This window comes from Bacillus sp. 196mf, assembly GCF_003217275.1.
GTDB lineage: Bacteria > Bacillota > Bacilli > Bacillales > Bacillaceae_G > Bacillus_A > Bacillus_A thuringiensis_S.
The window spans coordinates 84,293-101,623 of the sequence record NZ_QJTG01000002.1 but is presented as its reverse complement, the minus strand read 5'-3'; the positions used below and the strand labels follow the sequence as shown (position 1 = coordinate 101,623).

Genomic DNA, 17,331 nt, shown 5'->3' with positions numbered 1-17,331 from the left:
AAAAACTCTCCTTTATTGCGTGTTCTTAGCTGTATTGTAACATGTTATCACTCTATACTCCTACTCGGATGCTTAATTTTACTACTTTCTTCCCATTACCATACTATTTCATTCTTTTTACATTTCAAATTAGGAATGAGGTTTTAAAAGCTTTCGTTTCCGATGCTTTTTATTTTTTATCCATTTCTTGAGGTACCGCCAGTATTAAAAAAAACACACGCTAAGCAAAAAAATATAATAAGCTGTCCATATAGACAGCTTATTTACATATTTTTCGTTCTCGGAAGTTGATCTTGTAGCGCTCTTTCTCGTAATTCACTATGTTTTCCAAAGAAAATATTGAAAGACAAGGCGATGAATACATTTGCAAAATGACAAAACTGTAAGAATACACGAGTATTTGTAAGAAAGTTCGATGTTTTCCTTTTTCTTTTTTTATTATAGTGAAAAAGAAGAACGAAATATTCTCTTATGTAGGAAAGGAAGATAATAATGATTGATTTATTAAATAAATGGATGTTAGAAAGTACAGGAAATTTCAATATCGTTGTAGGACTTACAGCACTTCTATTTTTGGGTTCAGTAATTACACTTATTATTATTTACAAAAAAATTGGTAAACCAGATGAAAGAACAACTCCTATTTATTTTAAAATTATTTCTTGTATGTTTACTACTCAAATTCTAATGAATTGCATATTTATTTCTTTAGTTGGTAAAGATATTGAGAATTTCCGTCAAATCTTTATATTATTTGAAGCCTTTGTATTCTTCGTTGGAGCTATTTATTCGTTTAAATTATATAGACAAGAATTTAAATAATTCACTTGCAAGAAACAATAAAAAGGGGGATTCCTTACTCTCAGAAAGGATCCCCTTTTTTATTTTCTATCACTCGATTCTTCTTTTTATACATTCCTATCCTGGCATGGGTTTTACGGTTCTCGATTGTTACTGGATTAGCCGAAAAACGTAATAAAATTTTGTATACTCTTTACTTGTTTTCCAAAAAAAGCTGGCGGTACTCCTTCTTTAAGTTTATTAAAATACTTTCCACAATTTTTTCCGTAGCTATTACTTAAAATCACCTTTTATTACGATGCCCCCTCCCGCCTTCTCTCCAAAAAGGTAATACTCTCAATCACAACTTCAGTTCTATATATTCTCTTGCCTTGTTCATCATCGTAATTACTCGTCTGAATACGCCCTGTAATCCCAACAAGTGATCCCTTCTTACAATATTCAGTTACATTCTCAGCCGATTTTCGCCAAACGACACAATTAATAAAATCGACTTGTTGTTCACCTAAACTATTTCGAAATCCTCTATTCACCGCAATACATATTCTTGCATAAGCAACGCCTTGTTTTGTGTAGTATAATTCTGGCTCCTTTGTCAATCTACCGATTAATACAACTCGATTCATCATAAGTTATACCACCTCACATATTTTTCTTCATTGTAAGGAGAAGTATTTGAATAGTAAAAAGCACAAAATGATATATCCGTAAGTAAAAAGTTTTATTTTAGACCTTACAAAACAAAAAAAGAAACCATACATAGTTCAAACATGTATGGTTTCAAAATTTATTACACTTCAGTACAAGATATGTAATATCCTCCGCGAGCCATCTTTATTTCAGCACGGTACATTACATTTTCTAAGTAAAAAGTAATCGGTTTAACTTTACTCTCAAATTTTAGTCTTTCATTGCATTCAGTTGCATATCCTTCAATCGCTGAAGTAATAACTTCAGATGATGGATACGTTAAAGCTTCATCTAGTTCTATGAAAAAACTTTTAGAAAATAGTTTTTTCATAATCCCCTTCTTCTCTTTCATCATATTCCATCTCCTTCAATTCAAGTTGATAACATCCATATTATGCCATACGTTCAATATATCTTTGAAAATAAAAAAAACCTGCATTTTTCATGCAGGTTTTTTTATTAGTCATTTTTCGTAAAGTAAGAAACGAAACGAAGAATTTCTAAGTATAACCAAACTAATGTAAGCATTAGTCCCATTGCAGTGTACCACTCCATATATTTCGGAGCTTGACTACGTACACCATTTTCGATTAAATCGAAATCTAGTAATAAGTTTAATGCAGCAACTACAATAACAACTGCACTAATAATAATACCGATTGTACCACCTTGGTGAATGTATGGAACAGTTACACCAAACATATTTAGTAGGAATACGACTAAATACATAACCATAATTCCGAGTGTTGCTGCCATAACGCCTGTACGGAATTTATCCGTTACTTTTACTACGCGTGTTGCATATAACACTAACATTGCAAATAGAATTGAGATTGTTAGTAATACAGCATTTAAAACGATAGAATCGCCAAATTTCATTGTATAAACTGCTGAAATACTTCCTAACACAACCCCTTCTACCGCCGCATAGATTGGTGCACCAAAAGGTGAAATACGCGGGAAGAACATAGACGCAAATGCGATGATTGCCGCAACGATTAAAGCACCAATTAATACTGGCATCTTCATCGTCCCCTGCATCATCTGTATGTATGAATAGACAGACGTTGCAAGTAGCAAGATAAGCATAATGAACGTTTTGCCTACTGTTCCGCCAATCGTCATCGCAGAAGCGCTTGCTCCCTCTTTACGGAATGCCTCTTTTTTCAACATTGGATTAGATGTTCTCATTTTTTCCCTCCTAAAATAGGTTCTACCAATAGTGTAAAGTTTTTCTCTTTACTTTTCAATATATGCAGCTTGTTTTTATTTTAATCCTTCAACGATGTCTGATAGTTCACTCCATCTTTCCATCTTTTTTTCTAGCTCTTCTTCTGTTTTCTGCTGTGCTTCAGATAATTCTTGTGCCTTTGTGAAGTCAGATCCAACTTTCGCAAGTTCTTCTCCAATTGACTCAATTTTTTCTTCAAGTTCGGCAATTGTATCTTCAATCGTTTCCCATTCACGCTGCTCATTGTATGAAAGTTTACGTTTACGTTGTTGTTTTGGAGCTTCTTCTACTACTTTTTTCTCTTTTTGAACTTCCGCTTTCTCCATAAGTTCTCTCGTTTTTTCCATTTCTAAATAATCTGTATAACTACCTAGGAACTCACGCACTTCGCCTCCGCCAGTAAAGATGAACAGTTCATCTACTACTTTATCTAAGAAGTAACGGTCATGCGATACAGTTAAAACGACACCTGGGAAATCTTCTAAATAATCTTCTAGTACTGTTAATGTTTGTGTATCTAGATCATTCGTAGGTTCATCAAGTAAAAGTACGTTTGGTTCTCCCATTAAAATACGTAATAAATATAAACGTCTTCTTTCACCACCAGATAGTTTACCAAGCGGTGTACCATGTGAATGAGTCGGGAATAAGAAACGTTCTAACATTTGAGATGCACCAATTACTTTTCCATCTGTTGTATGAATAACTTCTGCAATCTCTTTAATGTATTCAATCATACGCTGATTTAAATTCATCTCTTCATTTTCTTGCGTATAATAAGCAACTTTTACAGTTTGCCCAACTTCAATTTCACCACTATCAGGAGATAACTTACCTGCAAGCATATTTAATAGCGAAGATTTCCCGCTTCCATTCGCTCCAATAATTCCGATGCGATCGCCTGGTTTCACGATATGATTAAAGTTGTTTAATACCGTTTTATCACCAAATTTTTTCGTCACATCTTTTAACTCAAGTACTTTTTTCCCAAGACGGCTACCGCTAAGTGCAATATCAACTGACTGTTTTGCAGCTGGCCCTTCTTGGCCCTTTAGCTCATCAAATCGTTGAATACGTGCCTTTTGCTTTGTTGAACGGGCTTTTGCACCGCGGCGGATCCATGCTAGTTCGCGGCGATATAAGTTTTGACGTTTTGATTCTTGCGCAATTTCTTGTTCTTCACGAAGTGCTTTCGCTTCTAAAAACGTACTGTAATTCCCTTCATAACTATACAGTTTCCCATTATCTAATTCGAAAATACGATTCGTCACACGATCTAAGAAATAACGATCATGGGTTACAAGTAATACTGCGCCATTATATCGAGCTAAATATTCCTCTAACCATTCCACTGTCTCATGATCAAGATGGTTCGTAGGCTCATCTAAAATTAATAGATCCGGTGTTTCAATAAAACATTGCGCCATCGCAATACGTTTTTTCTGTCCACCAGATAAATTTCCAACAGTTGCAGTGAAGTCCGTAATTCCTAATTTCGTTAAAAGAGATTTCGCATTTGCATTTGCTTCCCATGCACTCATTGCATCCATACGTTGCTGCACTGCAAATAATTGTTCCTGTACTTTTTCATTACTTGGATCTTTTTCGATATGTAATAGCGCCTTTTCATACTCACGAAGAAGACGAATTAAAGGAGTATCACCATGGAAGACTTGCTCTAGCACTGTTAGTTGTTCATCAAACTCTGGTTGCTGTGATAAATAACTAATTGTATACCCACGAGAATGAGTCATATCACCTGTATCAGGAATTTCTGCCCCTGCAATAATTTTTAATAACGTCGATTTACCAGTTCCGTTTACACCGATAATTCCGGCACGGTGTCCTTCTGCAATACTAAATGATAATCCATCAAATAACGGTTTTTCTCCATATGATTTTGATAAGTTTTCCACAGTTAACATTTTCATATTTGTGCATTCCACTCTTTCATAAATTGTTCAATAAACTGTTCCATATAACGATGACGAACTTCCGCCTCTTGTTTTGCTGCGTTCGTGTTCATTAAGTCTTTTAATTTCAAAAGTTTTTCATAAAAATGATTTAAAGATGGATCGTTATTTTTTCTATATTCATCTTTCGTCATCACTTCACGCGGAGTAATAGTTGGATCATACATTAATCTCCCTTTCGCTCCACCATACGCAAATGTGCGAGCTATTCCAATTGCTCCAAGGGCGTCTAAGCGATCCGCATCTTGAACAAGCTTCCCTTCAAGTGAATCCACTTTACCGCCATGACCACCTTTATAAGACATATTGGCGATGATATGAAGAACATGTTTACTTTCCTCTTCTTCCACATGTAACTCTTCTAACCAATCAGAAACTTTTTTCATTCCTTCTTCTTCACTTTCATTTAACTTCTCATCTGCCACATCGTGAAGTAATGCTGCCATTTCAATTATAAAACGATTTCCCCCTTCTTGCTCGGATAAAGAAATCGCCAGTTTATGTACGCGTTCAATATGATACCAATCATGCCCACTCGCATCTTTTTCTAAAATATGTTTTACAAAAGTAATTGTTTTTTGAATCTTTTCTTGTTTTGTCATTTTATCTTCACCCAGTTACTTATTGTAACACGCCCGCATTTTTTCATCACATATTTTCTTGTCCGCCCATACACTGAGTGGTAAGCATCATCATGAAGGAGGAATAAATATGTTCTATAATAATCAACCGCCTTATCCAAGGCAACCATTTTACCCTCAACAACAAGAACAAAGATACACAGAACAATACGAAGAACAAGAGTTACAACAGCAAGAACAACAATATGACGAAAACCCATATGCAACAACGCAAAATCAAGAAACTGAATTTCAACAAAATCCATATGAAACACGTCCAAATTATGAATATCCTCAAAATCCATATGCGGTACCACAAAACCAAGAACAACCATATCAGCAAAATCCATATGCAGCACCACAAAACCAAGAACAACCATATCAACAAAATCCATATGCAGCACCACAAAACCCATACACAACTCAACCACAACAACCGCAATACCAACAACAAATGTATCAACCAAACTACGACGCACGTGTCTCACCACCTAAACCACCAACAATAGATCCAACGCAGCCACAAATTTTACCGCCAGGACCAACATTAGACATTACACAACCACAAATCTTACCACCTGGACCAATTACTGAACCAACACAACAACAAATTCAACAAGTTGTCGGTACACAGTTTTTACCTTTCAAGAAACCCGTACTAGATTTCGTAAAACCATGGGTAGATTACGGTTTAAATGAAGCAAAACATACATCACACGAACACGCATTAACAGAAGTTGCTGCGATTATGTTTTTAGTTGGTAAAGGCTTCAATCCGACGATTGCTCATTATATCGTAGAATCTTGGGAGAAGAATGAACAGTTTTAGGGTTGTTTATTTTATGTTCAGAAAAACTATAAAAGCGTCGCAAATGCCTGTTATACAAGCATTTGCAACGCTTTTTATTTGTTATATTATATTCTACTTCAAAAGGGTATTTCATATTTTTTCACATGTTTTTATATTATTTGTGAGCAAATAATAACCTTTTAATTAAACTGTATTAGATCCCCTTGATAAATAAACATTCCCCTTCCATTTGTTGAACTTGTGTTCTAAAAATATACTTTCATATTATATAGTTTCATTTCGTTTCATAGGTCTTATTAAATACGTCTTTATTTGATAAGGTTTTTCTACGATATCACTACTTATTATTAATTCGTGGCTGTTTTTATTCTTGATATTAAGACTGTTTTTATGAGCATTTCGTATAAGTATGATGTAACTGATTAAAGCTATTTTCAAAGACGACATATCGGCGATACTTTATGTCTATTTCTTATAGGTGTTAGCAAGTTCGTTTGCAAACTTGTTAGCACTTTTTTATATTTCTTCTATAAATAAATGCCCCTTAATATAATCTAAATTTTATATATTTACTTTTCTTCTATTTATCTTATAATCTTAATTGGGAGAGGGAGGAAAATATATATATGTCTAAAAATGCAAATGTACTATTAAGTCAAATCAAGATAGTAATTGAAATTACAAAAAATAAACAAAAAGAAAAAGAAGATCCATTCTATGAAGATTTACTAAAACGATTAAATCGTTTAGCTAATTATCTGCAAAGTAACGATTATACTAATGACGGATTAGAATCTCGTCGAATTAAAGGCGCAGTGAGAGCCTATACTGATACCGGTCTCGTAAAAAGCTTTGACGACCCTCTACTTATTGAATTAGATAAATTAGAGACTATGCTAAATGAAAATTAACAATTCCTTTCAAAGTATATTAATTGTAAATAAATAAAAATAGACCACCTATTACAGGTGGTCTATTAGAATCTTGGGAAAAGAATGAGCAGTTTTAAGGGTGTTTATTTTTAAGTATCTAGAACACTCGCTAAGTTTAAGGAGAACTTAACAGACATGCGTCCGGCATAATGCCATGTCCACACCCAAGGATCGGTTACATAAAATAACGTATCTAACATCGGAAGTCTATTGGTCTTTCCCCCTTATAGTAACACTCTCTTCTACTAAGACCTTTTCTTTCTAGGGCCTACAATTAATTTAATCGCTGTTCTTTCTTCATTATTGATAGAAATCTCTTGAAACGCCGGAACAAAAGCTAAGTCAATACCACTTGGAGCGACGAACCCTCTCGCAATCGCAATTGCTTTAATCGCTTGATTTATAGCTCCAGCCCCAATCGCTTGAATTTCCACATTACCACTTGTTCTTAGTACACCCGCTATTGCACCCGCGACTGAATTTGGGCTTGATTTTGAAGATACCTTTAATATATTTTCCATGTAAGTTGCTCCCTCTATTATTTAATCTCTCTTTCGTTACAATTTTAAATATTTTAGCGTATCTTTAATTACTATTCACACCAAAAACAAACGATGCTTCATATGTACATTTATTCTATATTTTCTGACTTCTTCCTGCCCAGCTACACAAATAAAATAAAAAAATAAACTAAATAATCTAATATACATACGATTAAATATCATAACTTCACCAAACGATAACATCCATACAGCAAAAGATAATATTGCTGTTTGTCAGACGAAATTAATATAGTAAAATGAAACTTTACTCAGTGGGGGTTTTGTTCATCCCCCAACTAACTTCTTTGCTTTCACTGAATTTTGAGGTGGGGTCTTACCGCTCGGAAAATAGCGGGATAAACGTTTCCTCGTTACTTTAATCCATTTAGAAATCCCATTCATTTTTCTATCAAATTATGAACCTTATCATCTTCAAAAAGTATTACAGGTAATACCCCAATACTATATTTCATCATTTGAGCACTTTATATTCCAAATCTATCTCCTTTTATAGTACAAGCATACACGCCAATTGTGATTCATTTTCATAAACTATTATGTGTTTTACATTTATTAAGAATAGGAGGTAATATATTGGGTTCATACTATCATTCTTCAAACTCGTATAAAAAATGCTCATGTAAATCTTCTTCCAGTTCAAATAAAAAATGTTCATGTGACCATTCACATAAACGAAGCTGTCCTGCATACGGAACTTTTTGGCAAACTGAATTTATAACTGTTCCTTTTGGCAACCCTTTTCCATTTAATCACGTTGGACCTTTAGCAGGAGGCGTTTCCTTACTAAACTCTACTACTATACAATTTAGACAAGCTGGTGATTATAGAGTTTCGTTCATTTCCAGTATTAATACTACTTTAAATCCTGTATTTCCACATATCCCAGTCATAACTATATTTTTAAATAACAATCCACTTGCTAATAGTCAAGGTGACTTCGCTATTCAAATGAATACTTCATCAAATAACGAATGTCTTCAACTCGTTGGCGAAACGATTGTTACAGTGCCAGCTAATTCAACTCTTCAACTTAGAAATAATAGTGGCTTTAATCGTCAAAGTATTGTAACTTGTGACAATGGTATAAATTCAGTCGAATTAACAGTTACAAAACTAAGTTAATATTATTTCTTCACATTCAGATGCTATTTCAGCATCTTTTTTTATTGAATAACAGTTTTCTTCGACTTTTATTATCTCTCATCACGCAAAAAAAGTGCAGAATTCTTTCTAACTCAAGATTTCTGCACTTTTATATTATGCTTATTTATTCTTCCTTATTTCTCTACATAAACCGACTTAACAATCGTACGATTATATGGTTTTCCTTCTTTATTCATCCCTTTTATATCCATCGTAACGTTATATACTCCCGGTTGTTTTATATCTTTCAAAGCACCTGTAAATGTATTCGTATTAACATTTTGTAATTCATTAAATTCAGAGACTAACTTACCTTCTTTATTAACGACTCTTACTGTTATGGAAAGATCCCCTTTCATTTCAGGTGCCAATGGTGATTTTTTCAGTTTATACTCAGGGTTTTTTACTTTAACCTTTGTAGGCATTTGAAGAACAAATGGCGCGTCATTCTTGTAATCGCTTACAACTAAATATGCATCTTTCGACTGCTTCGCCATCATTTTGATTTTCCATTCGCCTACTTCCAATTTATCAAACTTGAATGTTCTAATTGTCGCCCCATTAAAGAAAGATTCGCCTTCACCAGTAGTTATAGCGCTATCTTTGTTTGCATAGATTTTTCCTTTTGGAGATACCATTTGTACTTCTACATCAGAAGAAGCAGTTAGTACAGAAACTATTCCTTCAGCCTTTTTATCAACAGAAATACTTTGCTCTATCCACTGATTTTGTGGTAATTCGCCTCCTAAAATATTTTGATTTGAAGTTGTATTTAATTGTTCTAGATTTTCATTTGAACTAGTGCTGGATGCTACTAAAGCTGGTAACCCCACATTTGTCGTACGTAAATATGGTTCAATTCGTGCAAAAACAGCTGATCCTTTTCTTATATTGTCATGATCAAATCTTGAATCTGTAAATAAATGTGTACCGTACGATAGCTTCGCACTCCATTCATTTACTAGTCCATCATTTGAACCGTACGACGATAAATATAACCCGCCCATAGATAATGCAGAAAATGTTGGCCCCCAGCTAGTCCCAGTAGCCGTATAGTAACGGTTTAATTTAGCTGCTGGGTTGTTATCTATTGTTGAACGAAACTTTGCCATTTCACCTATTTGTAACGAATACGTACCATCATCTTTTTGACCTAATATAGAAGCAAGCCACCCTGCCCACCAACTATATGATAAATCTGCTAAATTTGAGCCGTGATGCGGTGTAGCAAGTGTAATAACATTTCCAACAAATCGATTCGCACCATATTCAACTAATGCAGCTTGTGTATCAATACCACCTTTACTATGTGCTACAATATTAACTTTTTTACCGAAATGATTATATATTTCTTCAAGTTTTTGTGCTAACAATTTTCCGTTATCCCACTGACTAGCCGAACCTTTCCCAGCAGCATCATATAATTGTATAAACACTGTTTGATAGCCTGCTTTCAAAGCATAATCATACATATCATTTATATCATGATATACTGTCTTTCCATACCAACTATCTGCATTACCATTTCTTCCTTGTACAAAGAGAATTGGTGGTTTATTCTCATCATAATTAGCAGGTTTTTGGCCTAAAAACCATTCTCCAGGTGTGAATACTTCTGTATCAGGAACCCCCTTTCCAAGCTCTTTTACAACTTCTGCCTGTACATTTGTGCTAATCGTTGGAGCCATGATAAAAAATACAATTAGTAAGGCCACACATCTTCTCATCAATCGCATATTACTCCCCCTATTTTTTTGAAAGAAGGTGTTCTTTATAATATTTTATATTTTCCCTTCCTTAATAATAGCTAATCTTTTATTTTAAAAAGATGTTAGCCCTATTTTTAGAAGGTTACTAGTTGTATACCCTCTTCCTTAACTCTCGTTATTCTCTTTGTTTCTACCTCTTCCTTTTGATAGAATACGACAAAAAAGTTTCTCAATAATTGTTAACTTCGCTACACCCAGATATTTTTTAAATTATTATTGTTTATATAAAGCATACAAATCTTGAAAAAATTTTAGTGAAAAAACATTTTATTACTAGTTAGTTATTTAAAAATATAATAAAGATATGTACTTTCTTTTCATTAAATACAAACTAATTTTAAAGGAGCTTATATTATAAGACTTTCCTACGATTAAAAATTAAACTGAAATTTCAGAATAAAAAATCACATTTCCAGAAACATATATTATGATAATTTCTGCGCACTTGAATTAACTTTTTAGAAGTACTAACCTATCGGTGAGCAGAAGAAAATTCTGTAAAAAGAAAGGAGAATACTTTATGATGACCAATTTACAAAAGGAGTTTTTTAAACGCTTAAAAATTCCTGCAAAAGAAATAACATTTGATGATTTAGATGAAATTCTCTTAAAAATGGGAATGATTCTCCCCTATGAAAATCTTGATATTATGGCTGGCACTATTAAAAATATCTCAAAAGATAACTTAATAGAAAAGTTACTTATTCAAAAACGAGGTGGACTTTGTTATGAATTAAACTCCTTATTGTATTATTTTTTAATTGATTGTAGGTTTCAAGTATACAAAGTAGCCGGTACTGTTTATGATCTGTACGATAATAAATGGAAACCCGATGATGGTCATGTCATTATCATATTAAGTCATGAGGATAAAGATTATGTTGTGGATGCAGGTTTTGCATCTCATCTCCCTTTACATCCAGTCCCTTTTAACGGAGATGTCATCTCCTCTCAAACAGGAGAATATCGAATTCGTAAGCGAAATACTCGAAAAGGTACGCATATTTTAGAAATGAGAAAAGGAGCTAACGGAGAATCTACAAGTTTCTTACAATCTGAACCTTCAAATGAATGGAAAATAGGCTATGCTTTCACTGTAGATCCAATAGATGAGAAAAAAGTGAATAACATTCAAAAAGTGATTGTAGAGCATAAAGAATCTCCTTTTAATAAAGGGGCTATCACTTGTAAATTAACTACTTATGGTCACATATCATTAACAAATAAAAATTATACAGAAACCTTTAAAGGCACTAAAAATAAACGACCAATAGAATCTAAAGATTACGCTCGCATTCTTCGTGAATCTTTTGGAATAACGCAAGAGAAATATGTAGGAAAAACACTAGAAAGAGGTTAGTTGACTACAAGTATTTCATAATAAAGCAGATTCTATATTTAGAATCTGCTTTATTTTATATTTTGTTATAAATTAATTTAATTTTGTTGTTACCCTTTAATTTTCAATTATATATTCATCATCATATTTATCGTATTGTAACCCTTTCCCTATCTTTGATTCTGTAACTTGATCTCTTAAAAACGGTGCAGCATCCATTTTGCTAGTTGCAATTTCAATTCCATATTTTTTCGTTAAATGAGCTAACTCTAGTAAAAACCACTCTCTTCGCAATGTAACTGGAATATCCAATGTTTTTCTTTTCATATATAATAGCACCTCTTTTATTTTCATAGCTTAAAAACATCACTGGATGCACTTATTAAAACTACCTTTCACCGCTAACATCCAATGAAACATTATAGTATATGCATGTCCATTTCAAACGTGCTATCACAAATATGATATTTAAGTTTACATAATTATATTATGTAATAGCAGAAAAGGAAGGCATGTCCCTCCCCCTTCTACTATAGAGATTTAAATTAAGAACATCTTGGTACACCTAAAGCTAAAAATAAACCTGCTACTCCCGCAGTAATCGGTACTTTTAACGTAATAACATCGTCTACCTTCGTTACTAAAAAGTAAGCATTACCTTCTTGTAATATACAAGTTACTAACAATTGAAATTCCATTCAAATCTCCTCCTTTCAATCGATATACTATAATTTATGAAATATCTTTCAAAAAGTAATAGGAAATATATCTATTTTTCTCTATATATAAAATAATCGTTTATAAGTCTAGTAAAAATATTAATTTTCTAAATTTATATAAAACGTGTAATATCCAATAAGTTTATAATCAATAAGAAAAATCTTACAAATGCAGGTATGAAAATGGCGATTTTGATTAATATTGGTGCAGCTTTATTTTCTATTGCTTTTATTCTTTTAATCTTATGTATCATTTCATTCTTTAAGAAAAATGGAAAAGCAAAACAATATGGACGTCCTACCGTTATTCTTTTTATGATTTCTATTATATTAATAACGACCGGTACAACAAAGTCGGAACACCCCGTCGTCGAGTTTTTTCTACTTTAATTTTCATTCTATTTATATTCTTCCTTGTTATAGCAATCTTATCTGTAATTAAGAAAACAGGTGTAGCGAAAAAACAATTTATTATTACAGCCGTATTATTTGTCATTTTTGTTGCGCTATTAGGTATTTCAGCTCCTTCTTTTGAAAAAACGACAGCAACTAGTACAAAAGTTGCCTCTAACAATGAAGAACAAAAAAATAGCGAACAGAAAAAAGAACTAGAAAAGAAAGAGGCGGATGAAAAAACTCAAAAGCAAGAAGATGAGAAGCGTCAAGCCGAGGAACAAGCTCGTAAACAACAAGAAGAACAAAAACGTCAGGCTGACGAACAGGCTCGCAAACAACAAGAAGAGCAAAAAGCACAGCAAACTCAAACACAACCCGCTTCAGGAAATACTAGTAGTGCATACTACAAAAATTGTGCTGCAGTTAGAGCAGCTGGGAAAGCCCCTTTACATAAAGGGCAACCAGGTTATAGCTCTCATCTTGATCGTGATGGCGATGGAATTGCATGTGAAAAATAGCAATAAAAAATATTACCACTTATTACTTTCCCCCTTATTTTAATAACATTCTTCTTATTATTCTCAAAAACGACACAGAATAAGTGATTTCAATCACTACATAGATGTTAGTTTATCGCTATTCTTAATTTAGTTATTACATTCAAACTTTATGGAGGCGTTCATATGAAACATGCATTTACTGAAACTTCTATTGTCGGTGAGATCGTTACACAATTTCCGAAAGCTAGCGATCTTTTTAAATCATATAGAATAGACTTTTGTTGTGGTGGTAATAAACCACTTATTGATGCAATTCATGAAAGAAATTTATCAGCAACAGAAGTACTTACAGAATTAAATACACTTTATAATAATACGAAACGATTAAATGAATCTGAAATTGATTGGAAAAATGCTTCTTATCGTGAATTGATTGATTATGTTATAAATAAGCATCATCGCTATTTAAATGAAGAATTACCACAATTAAGTCCGTATGTGACGAAAGTATTACGCGTCCACGGAGCAAGTCAGCCTCACTTAGCTCAAATTCATAAGCTATTTCACGAATTAAAGATGGAATTAGAACAACATTTAATTAAAGAAGAAACAGAAGATTTCCCATTAATTTTAGAATTTGAACAAAATCCAATTGAAGAAAACTATGTGAAATTACTTAAAGTAGTAGATGAGTTGGAAAATGAACATAACCACGCAGGCAACATTATTAAAGAGCTTCGTAAAGTTACAAATGACTTTACTCCTCCAGAAGGAGCTTGCGGTACTTATCGACTTGTTTACCAACGTCTTGAAGCATTAGAGTCTGACTTAGTTGAACACATTCATTTAGAAAATAATATTTTATTTCCACGTGCCATTACGAGAGCATAAATAAATTGCAGGACATGAGTATACATACTTATGTCCTGTTTTTTCATTTGGTAAAAAATATACACATCCCTCTCGAATAAATCCGAATTTTAACAATTTGTGAATCATTATAAAAATGTGACAAATATCACATCTCCCCTTTTTTGGATTTTCTATAATAGAAATATAATCCTTTGTTCAACATTTCACAGAAAAAGGGGAAACGAAAATGAAAAAACGTTTAGTTATGATCGGAAATGGTATGGCTGGCATACGCTGTATAGAAGAAATATTAAAACATAATAGTGATTCATATGAGATTACTATTTTGGGAGATGAACCGCATCCAAACTACAACCGTATTATGCTCTCTCACGTTTTACAAGGCAAAACAAATATGCAAGATATCATTATGAATGAATATAGTTGGTACGAAGAGAATGAGATAACTTTATATACAAACGAAAGAGTTCAAAGTATTAACCGAGAAGCAAAAATCATTATCACAGAAAAAAATCGTACTCTTACATATGACAAACTCATTATCGCAACAGGTTCTAGTGCTTTTATTTTACCTGTTGAAGGTTCTACTCTTCCTGGTGTAACAGGATTTCGAACAATTGAAGATACACAATTTATGATAGACACCGCTAAAGAAAAGAAAAAGGGCGTTGTTATTGGTGGTGGGTTACTTGGTTTAGAAGCCGCAAGAGGTCTTATTGACTTAGGGATGGACGTACATGTTGTTCATTTAATGCCAAACTTAATGGAGCAGCAACTAGATACGAAAGCAGCTTCTCTATTACGCAAAGATTTGGAAGCGCAAGGCATGAAATTTCTAATGGAAAAGAAAACTGTAAAAATTCTTGGTACAGACCATGTTGAGGGCATTCAATTTGAAGATGGTGAAGTTGTAGATTGTGATTTAGTCGTAATGGCTGTCGGAATACGCCCAAATACGCAAATAGCAAAAGATGCTGGTTTAATTGTAAATCGCGGTATTGTAGTCAATGACTATACGCTAACAAATGATGAGTCCATTTATGCAGTTGGAGAATGTGCAGAGCATGACGGTATCGCATATGGACTTGTTGCTCCTCTTTATGAACAAGGTGCGATATTAGCAAAACATATAACAAATTTACAAACTGATGGATATTCGGGCAGTATCGTCGGTACGCAATTAAAAGTTGCTGGTTGTGATTTATTCTCTGCTGGTCAAATTTATGAAGATGATCAAACGAAAGCAATATCCATCTTTGATGAATGTAAACGTTCCTATAAAAAAGTATTAATTCGTGATAATAAAGTCGTCGGTATCGTTTTATATGGTGACACAGCTGACGGTACACGCCTCTTTAGCATGTTAAAGAAAGAAGAAGATATACAAGAATATACACCAGCTTCCATTCTTCACAAAGCTGGTGAAGAGAGTGAACTTGACGTTGCTACTATGAGTGCTGATGACACGATTTGCGGATGTAATGGTGTTACGAAAGGTACAATCGTTCACGCCATTTTAGAACAAGAGTTAACGACTTTTGAAGAAGTTAAAGGCTGTACGAAAGCCGCAGGGTCTTGTGGTAAATGTCGTCCGCTTGTGGAACAAGTTTTATCTCATACACTTGGAGATGCTTTTGATGCCTCAGCGCAATCTGCCGGTATGTGTGGATGTACACCTTTATCCCGTGATGAAGTCGTAGCGGCCATTCACGAGAAAGGCTTAAAATCTCCAAAAGAAGTACGAAATGTTCTTGGTTTTGCACATGAAGACGGCTGTTCGAAATGCCGCCCTGCTTTAAACTACTATTTACGTATGGCGATTCCAGAAGAATATGAAGATGATAAATCGTCCCGTTTCGTTAATGAAAGAATGAATGGTAACATCCAACACGATGGTACATTCTCTGTTATTCCACGTATGTACGGAGGCGTTACAACAGCAGATGATTTAATGAAAATTGCTGAAGTTGCGAAGAAGTATGATGTTCCACTTGTGAAAATTACCGGTGCAAGCCGAATTGGCTTATACGGTGTCAAGAAACAAGATTTACCTAACGTATGGGCTGACTTAAATATGACTTCTGGATATGCGTATTCAAAATCTCTTCGTAATGTAAAATCATGTGTTGGCTCTCGTTTTTGCCGTTTCGGTACGAAAGATTCATTAGGACTTGGTATGTTGCTTGAACAATCATTAGAAATGGTAGATACACCTCATAAAATGAAAATGGGTGTAACTGGTTGTCCGCGTAACTGTGCGGAAGTACTGACGAAAGATTTTGGCATTGTTTGTGTCGAAAATGGATATCAACTTTATATTGGCGGAAATGGTGGTACAGAAGTACGTGAAGCTGATTTTGTAATGATTGTCCCTACTGAAGATGATGTCCTTCGCATCGCTACAGCTTACATGCAATATTATCGTGAAACTGGTATTTACGGAGAGCGTACTGCCTACTGGACAGAACGTTTAGGCTTCGATCACATAAAAGAAATACTGCAAGATGCAAATATGGTTACTACGTTAAATGAACGTTTCCAAAAAGCTCGTGGCACATATAAAGAAGCTTGGGGACAAGCACTAGAAACGAAATCATTAAAAGCGATGTATGAAGTAGAAACTGTGAAATAAGGAGCTGTGACCTATATGATACAAACGAAAGAAAAAATAAAAGTTATGCGTGCAGAAGACCTTCCTATTCAAATCGGTAAAGAGGTGCAAATGAAAGGTATGTCTTTCGCCCTATTCCGCCTTTCAAATGGCGATATTCGAGCTGTAGAAAATCGTTGTCCTCATAAAAACGGGCCATTAGCGGAAGGTATTGTATCTGGAGAATTCGTCTTTTGTCCATTACATGATTGGAAAATTTCACTACTAACAGGTGAAGTTCAAAAACCTGATGACGGTTGTATTCAAACGTATGAAGTAGAAGTTATTGACGGAGATATTTATATATACATGTAATTTACA

General features: G+C 33.9%; 17 protein-coding genes and 2 pseudogenes. 9 read left to right on the top strand and 10 right to left on the bottom strand.

What is annotated here, in order from left to right:
- Positions 1-278: 278 nt before the first annotated feature.
- Positions 279-353, bottom strand: a pseudogene (locus ATL10_RS32295) (transposase); the annotation flags it as partial.
- A gap of 139 nt (positions 354-492) precedes the next feature.
- Between ATL10_RS32295 and ATL10_RS04805 the strand changes: the two are divergent.
- Positions 493-822, top strand: a complete 330-nt coding sequence (locus tag ATL10_RS04805; RefSeq protein WP_097911860.1) for a 6-aminohexanoate hydrolase — start codon at positions 493-495, stop codon at positions 820-822.
- Positions 823-1,094: 272 nt separating this feature from the next.
- Here the strand turns inward: ATL10_RS04805 and ATL10_RS04800 are convergent, their stop codons facing one another.
- From ATL10_RS04800 to ATL10_RS04780, 5 genes are all read right to left on the bottom strand, one after another.
- Positions 1,095-1,430, bottom strand: a complete 336-nt coding sequence (locus tag ATL10_RS04800; RefSeq protein WP_000982013.1) for a single-stranded DNA-binding protein — start codon at positions 1,428-1,430, stop codon at positions 1,095-1,097.
- Between the two features lie 161 nt (positions 1,431-1,591).
- Positions 1,592-1,846, bottom strand: a complete 255-nt coding sequence (locus ATL10_RS04795; protein ID WP_000975133.1) for a DUF4318 domain-containing protein — start codon at positions 1,844-1,846, stop codon at positions 1,592-1,594.
- A 104-nt stretch (positions 1,847-1,950) separates the two neighbouring features.
- Positions 1,951-2,682 carry a Bax inhibitor-1/YccA family protein gene (locus ATL10_RS04790; protein WP_001260655.1) on the bottom strand — a complete coding sequence of 244 codons (732 nt, stop codon included), beginning with the start codon at positions 2,680-2,682 and terminating at the stop codon, positions 1,951-1,953.
- 75 nt (positions 2,683-2,757) lie between these two features.
- Complete coding sequence (locus ATL10_RS04785; protein ID WP_000783191.1) at positions 2,758-4,653, bottom strand: ABC-F family ATP-binding cassette domain-containing protein; 1,896 nt, start codon at positions 4,651-4,653, stop codon at positions 2,758-2,760.
- Positions 4,650-5,297 carry an HD domain-containing protein gene (locus ATL10_RS04780; protein WP_097911861.1) on the bottom strand — a complete coding sequence of 216 codons (648 nt, stop codon included), beginning with the start codon at positions 5,295-5,297 and terminating at the stop codon, positions 4,650-4,652. Before ATL10_RS04780 ends, ATL10_RS04785 begins: the two co-directional genes overlap by 4 nt.
- 109 nt (positions 5,298-5,406) lie before the next feature.
- Here ATL10_RS04780 and ATL10_RS04775 point away from each other — a divergent pair, with 109 nt between their 5' ends.
- Positions 5,407-6,144 (top strand): hypothetical protein, encoded by a 738-nt coding sequence (locus ATL10_RS04775; protein ID WP_061660812.1) that lies wholly within the window; start codon positions 5,407-5,409, stop codon positions 6,142-6,144.
- Positions 6,145-6,752: 608 nt separating this feature from the next.
- Positions 6,753-7,037, top strand: a complete 285-nt coding sequence (locus tag ATL10_RS04770; RefSeq protein ID WP_023521790.1) for a hypothetical protein — start codon at positions 6,753-6,755, stop codon at positions 7,035-7,037.
- Between the two features lie 266 nt (positions 7,038-7,303).
- Here the strand turns inward: ATL10_RS04770 and ATL10_RS04765 are convergent, their stop codons facing one another.
- A complete protein-coding gene (locus tag ATL10_RS04765) occupies positions 7,304-7,579 on the bottom strand; it encodes a stage V sporulation protein S (protein ID WP_000427801.1) in 276 nt (91 codons plus the stop codon).
- Positions 7,580-8,194: 615 nt separating this feature from the next.
- On the opposite strand from ATL10_RS04765, the gene ATL10_RS04760 reads away from it, so the two are divergent.
- Positions 8,195-8,743 (top strand): hypothetical protein, encoded by a 549-nt coding sequence (locus ATL10_RS04760; protein WP_053564648.1) that lies wholly within the window; start codon positions 8,195-8,197, stop codon positions 8,741-8,743.
- 155 nt (positions 8,744-8,898) lie between these two features.
- Here ATL10_RS04760 and ATL10_RS04755 read toward each other — a convergent pair whose 3' ends face one another.
- Positions 8,899-10,500 (bottom strand): esterase/lipase family protein, encoded by a 1,602-nt coding sequence (locus tag ATL10_RS04755; protein ID WP_097912434.1) that lies wholly within the window; start codon positions 10,498-10,500, stop codon positions 8,899-8,901.
- A 553-nt stretch (positions 10,501-11,053) separates the two neighbouring features.
- On the opposite strand from ATL10_RS04755, the gene ATL10_RS04750 reads away from it, so the two are divergent.
- Positions 11,054-11,893, top strand: a complete 840-nt coding sequence (locus ATL10_RS04750) for an arylamine N-acetyltransferase family protein (RefSeq protein WP_090976308.1) — start codon at positions 11,054-11,056, stop codon at positions 11,891-11,893.
- A 96-nt stretch (positions 11,894-11,989) separates the two neighbouring features.
- On the opposite strand, the gene ATL10_RS04745 is transcribed toward ATL10_RS04750, so the two are convergent.
- Both ATL10_RS04745 and exsG read right to left on the bottom strand, forming a co-directional pair.
- The gene (locus ATL10_RS04745) at positions 11,990-12,199 is read right to left on the bottom strand and encodes a hypothetical protein (RefSeq protein ID WP_139213218.1); all 210 of its coding nucleotides are present in this window, start codon (positions 12,197-12,199) and stop codon (positions 11,990-11,992) included.
- Between the two features lie 218 nt (positions 12,200-12,417).
- Positions 12,418-12,570, bottom strand: a complete 153-nt coding sequence (exsG, locus tag ATL10_RS04740) for an exosporium protein ExsG (protein WP_000395679.1) — start codon at positions 12,568-12,570, stop codon at positions 12,418-12,420.
- 204 nt (positions 12,571-12,774) lie between these two features.
- Between exsG and ATL10_RS04735 the strand changes: the two are divergent.
- The 4 genes and pseudogenes from ATL10_RS04735 to nirD all read left to right on the top strand — a co-directional run bounded on the left by ATL10_RS04735 (position 12,775) and on the right by nirD (position 17,325).
- Positions 12,775-13,505 (top strand): annotated as a pseudogene (locus ATL10_RS04735) (excalibur calcium-binding domain-containing protein).
- Between the two features lie 165 nt (positions 13,506-13,670).
- Complete coding sequence (gene ric / locus ATL10_RS04730) at positions 13,671-14,378, top strand: iron-sulfur cluster repair di-iron protein (protein ID WP_090976304.1); 708 nt, start codon at positions 13,671-13,673, stop codon at positions 14,376-14,378.
- Between the two features lie 208 nt (positions 14,379-14,586).
- Positions 14,587-16,992 carry an NADPH-nitrite reductase large subunit gene (nirB, locus tag ATL10_RS04725; protein WP_110496520.1) on the top strand — a complete coding sequence of 802 codons (2,406 nt, stop codon included), beginning with the start codon at positions 14,587-14,589 and terminating at the stop codon, positions 16,990-16,992.
- A 15-nt stretch (positions 16,993-17,007) separates the two neighbouring features.
- A complete protein-coding gene (nirD, locus tag ATL10_RS04720) occupies positions 17,008-17,325 on the top strand; it encodes a nitrite reductase small subunit NirD (RefSeq protein WP_000616683.1) in 318 nt (105 codons plus the stop codon).
- The last annotated feature ends 6 nt before the right edge of the window (positions 17,326-17,331 follow it).

What these genes read in the sequence shown, in the direction of transcription:
- nirB (WP_110496520.1), top strand. Translation starts at nt 14,587, where the DNA reads ATGAAAAAACGTTTAGTTATGATCGGAAATGGTATGGCTGGCATACGC.
- ATL10_RS04745 (WP_139213218.1), bottom strand. Translation starts at nt 12,199, where the DNA reads ATGAAAAGAAAAACATTGGATATTCCAGTTACATTGCGAAGAGAGTGG.
- exsG (WP_000395679.1), bottom strand. Translation starts at nt 12,570, where the DNA reads ATGGAATTTCAATTGTTAGTAACTTGTATATTACAAGAAGGTAATGCT.
- nirD (WP_000616683.1), top strand. Translation starts at nt 17,008, where the DNA reads ATGATACAAACGAAAGAAAAAATAAAAGTTATGCGTGCAGAAGACCTT.
- ATL10_RS04800 (WP_000982013.1), bottom strand. Translation starts at nt 1,430, where the DNA reads ATGATGAATCGAGTTGTATTAATCGGTAGATTGACAAAGGAGCCAGAA.
- ATL10_RS04795 (WP_000975133.1), bottom strand. Translation starts at nt 1,846, where the DNA reads ATGATGAAAGAGAAGAAGGGGATTATGAAAAAACTATTTTCTAAAAGT.
- ATL10_RS04805 (WP_097911860.1), top strand. Translation starts at nt 493, where the DNA reads ATGATTGATTTATTAAATAAATGGATGTTAGAAAGTACAGGAAATTTC.
- ric (WP_090976304.1), top strand. Translation starts at nt 13,671, where the DNA reads ATGAAACATGCATTTACTGAAACTTCTATTGTCGGTGAGATCGTTACA.
- ATL10_RS04755 (WP_097912434.1), bottom strand. Translation starts at nt 10,500, where the DNA reads ATGCGATTGATGAGAAGATGTGTGGCCTTACTAATTGTATTTTTTATC.
- ATL10_RS04770 (WP_023521790.1), top strand. Translation starts at nt 6,753, where the DNA reads ATGTCTAAAAATGCAAATGTACTATTAAGTCAAATCAAGATAGTAATT.
- ATL10_RS04785 (WP_000783191.1), bottom strand. Translation starts at nt 4,653, where the DNA reads ATGAAAATGTTAACTGTGGAAAACTTATCAAAATCATATGGAGAAAAA.
- ATL10_RS04765 (WP_000427801.1), bottom strand. Translation starts at nt 7,579, where the DNA reads ATGGAAAATATATTAAAGGTATCTTCAAAATCAAGCCCAAATTCAGTC.
- ATL10_RS04790 (WP_001260655.1), bottom strand. Translation starts at nt 2,682, where the DNA reads ATGAGAACATCTAATCCAATGTTGAAAAAAGAGGCATTCCGTAAAGAG.
- ATL10_RS04775 (WP_061660812.1), top strand. Translation starts at nt 5,407, where the DNA reads ATGTTCTATAATAATCAACCGCCTTATCCAAGGCAACCATTTTACCCT.
- ATL10_RS04750 (WP_090976308.1), top strand. Translation starts at nt 11,054, where the DNA reads ATGATGACCAATTTACAAAAGGAGTTTTTTAAACGCTTAAAAATTCCT.
- ATL10_RS04780 (WP_097911861.1), bottom strand. Translation starts at nt 5,297, where the DNA reads ATGACAAAACAAGAAAAGATTCAAAAAACAATTACTTTTGTAAAACAT.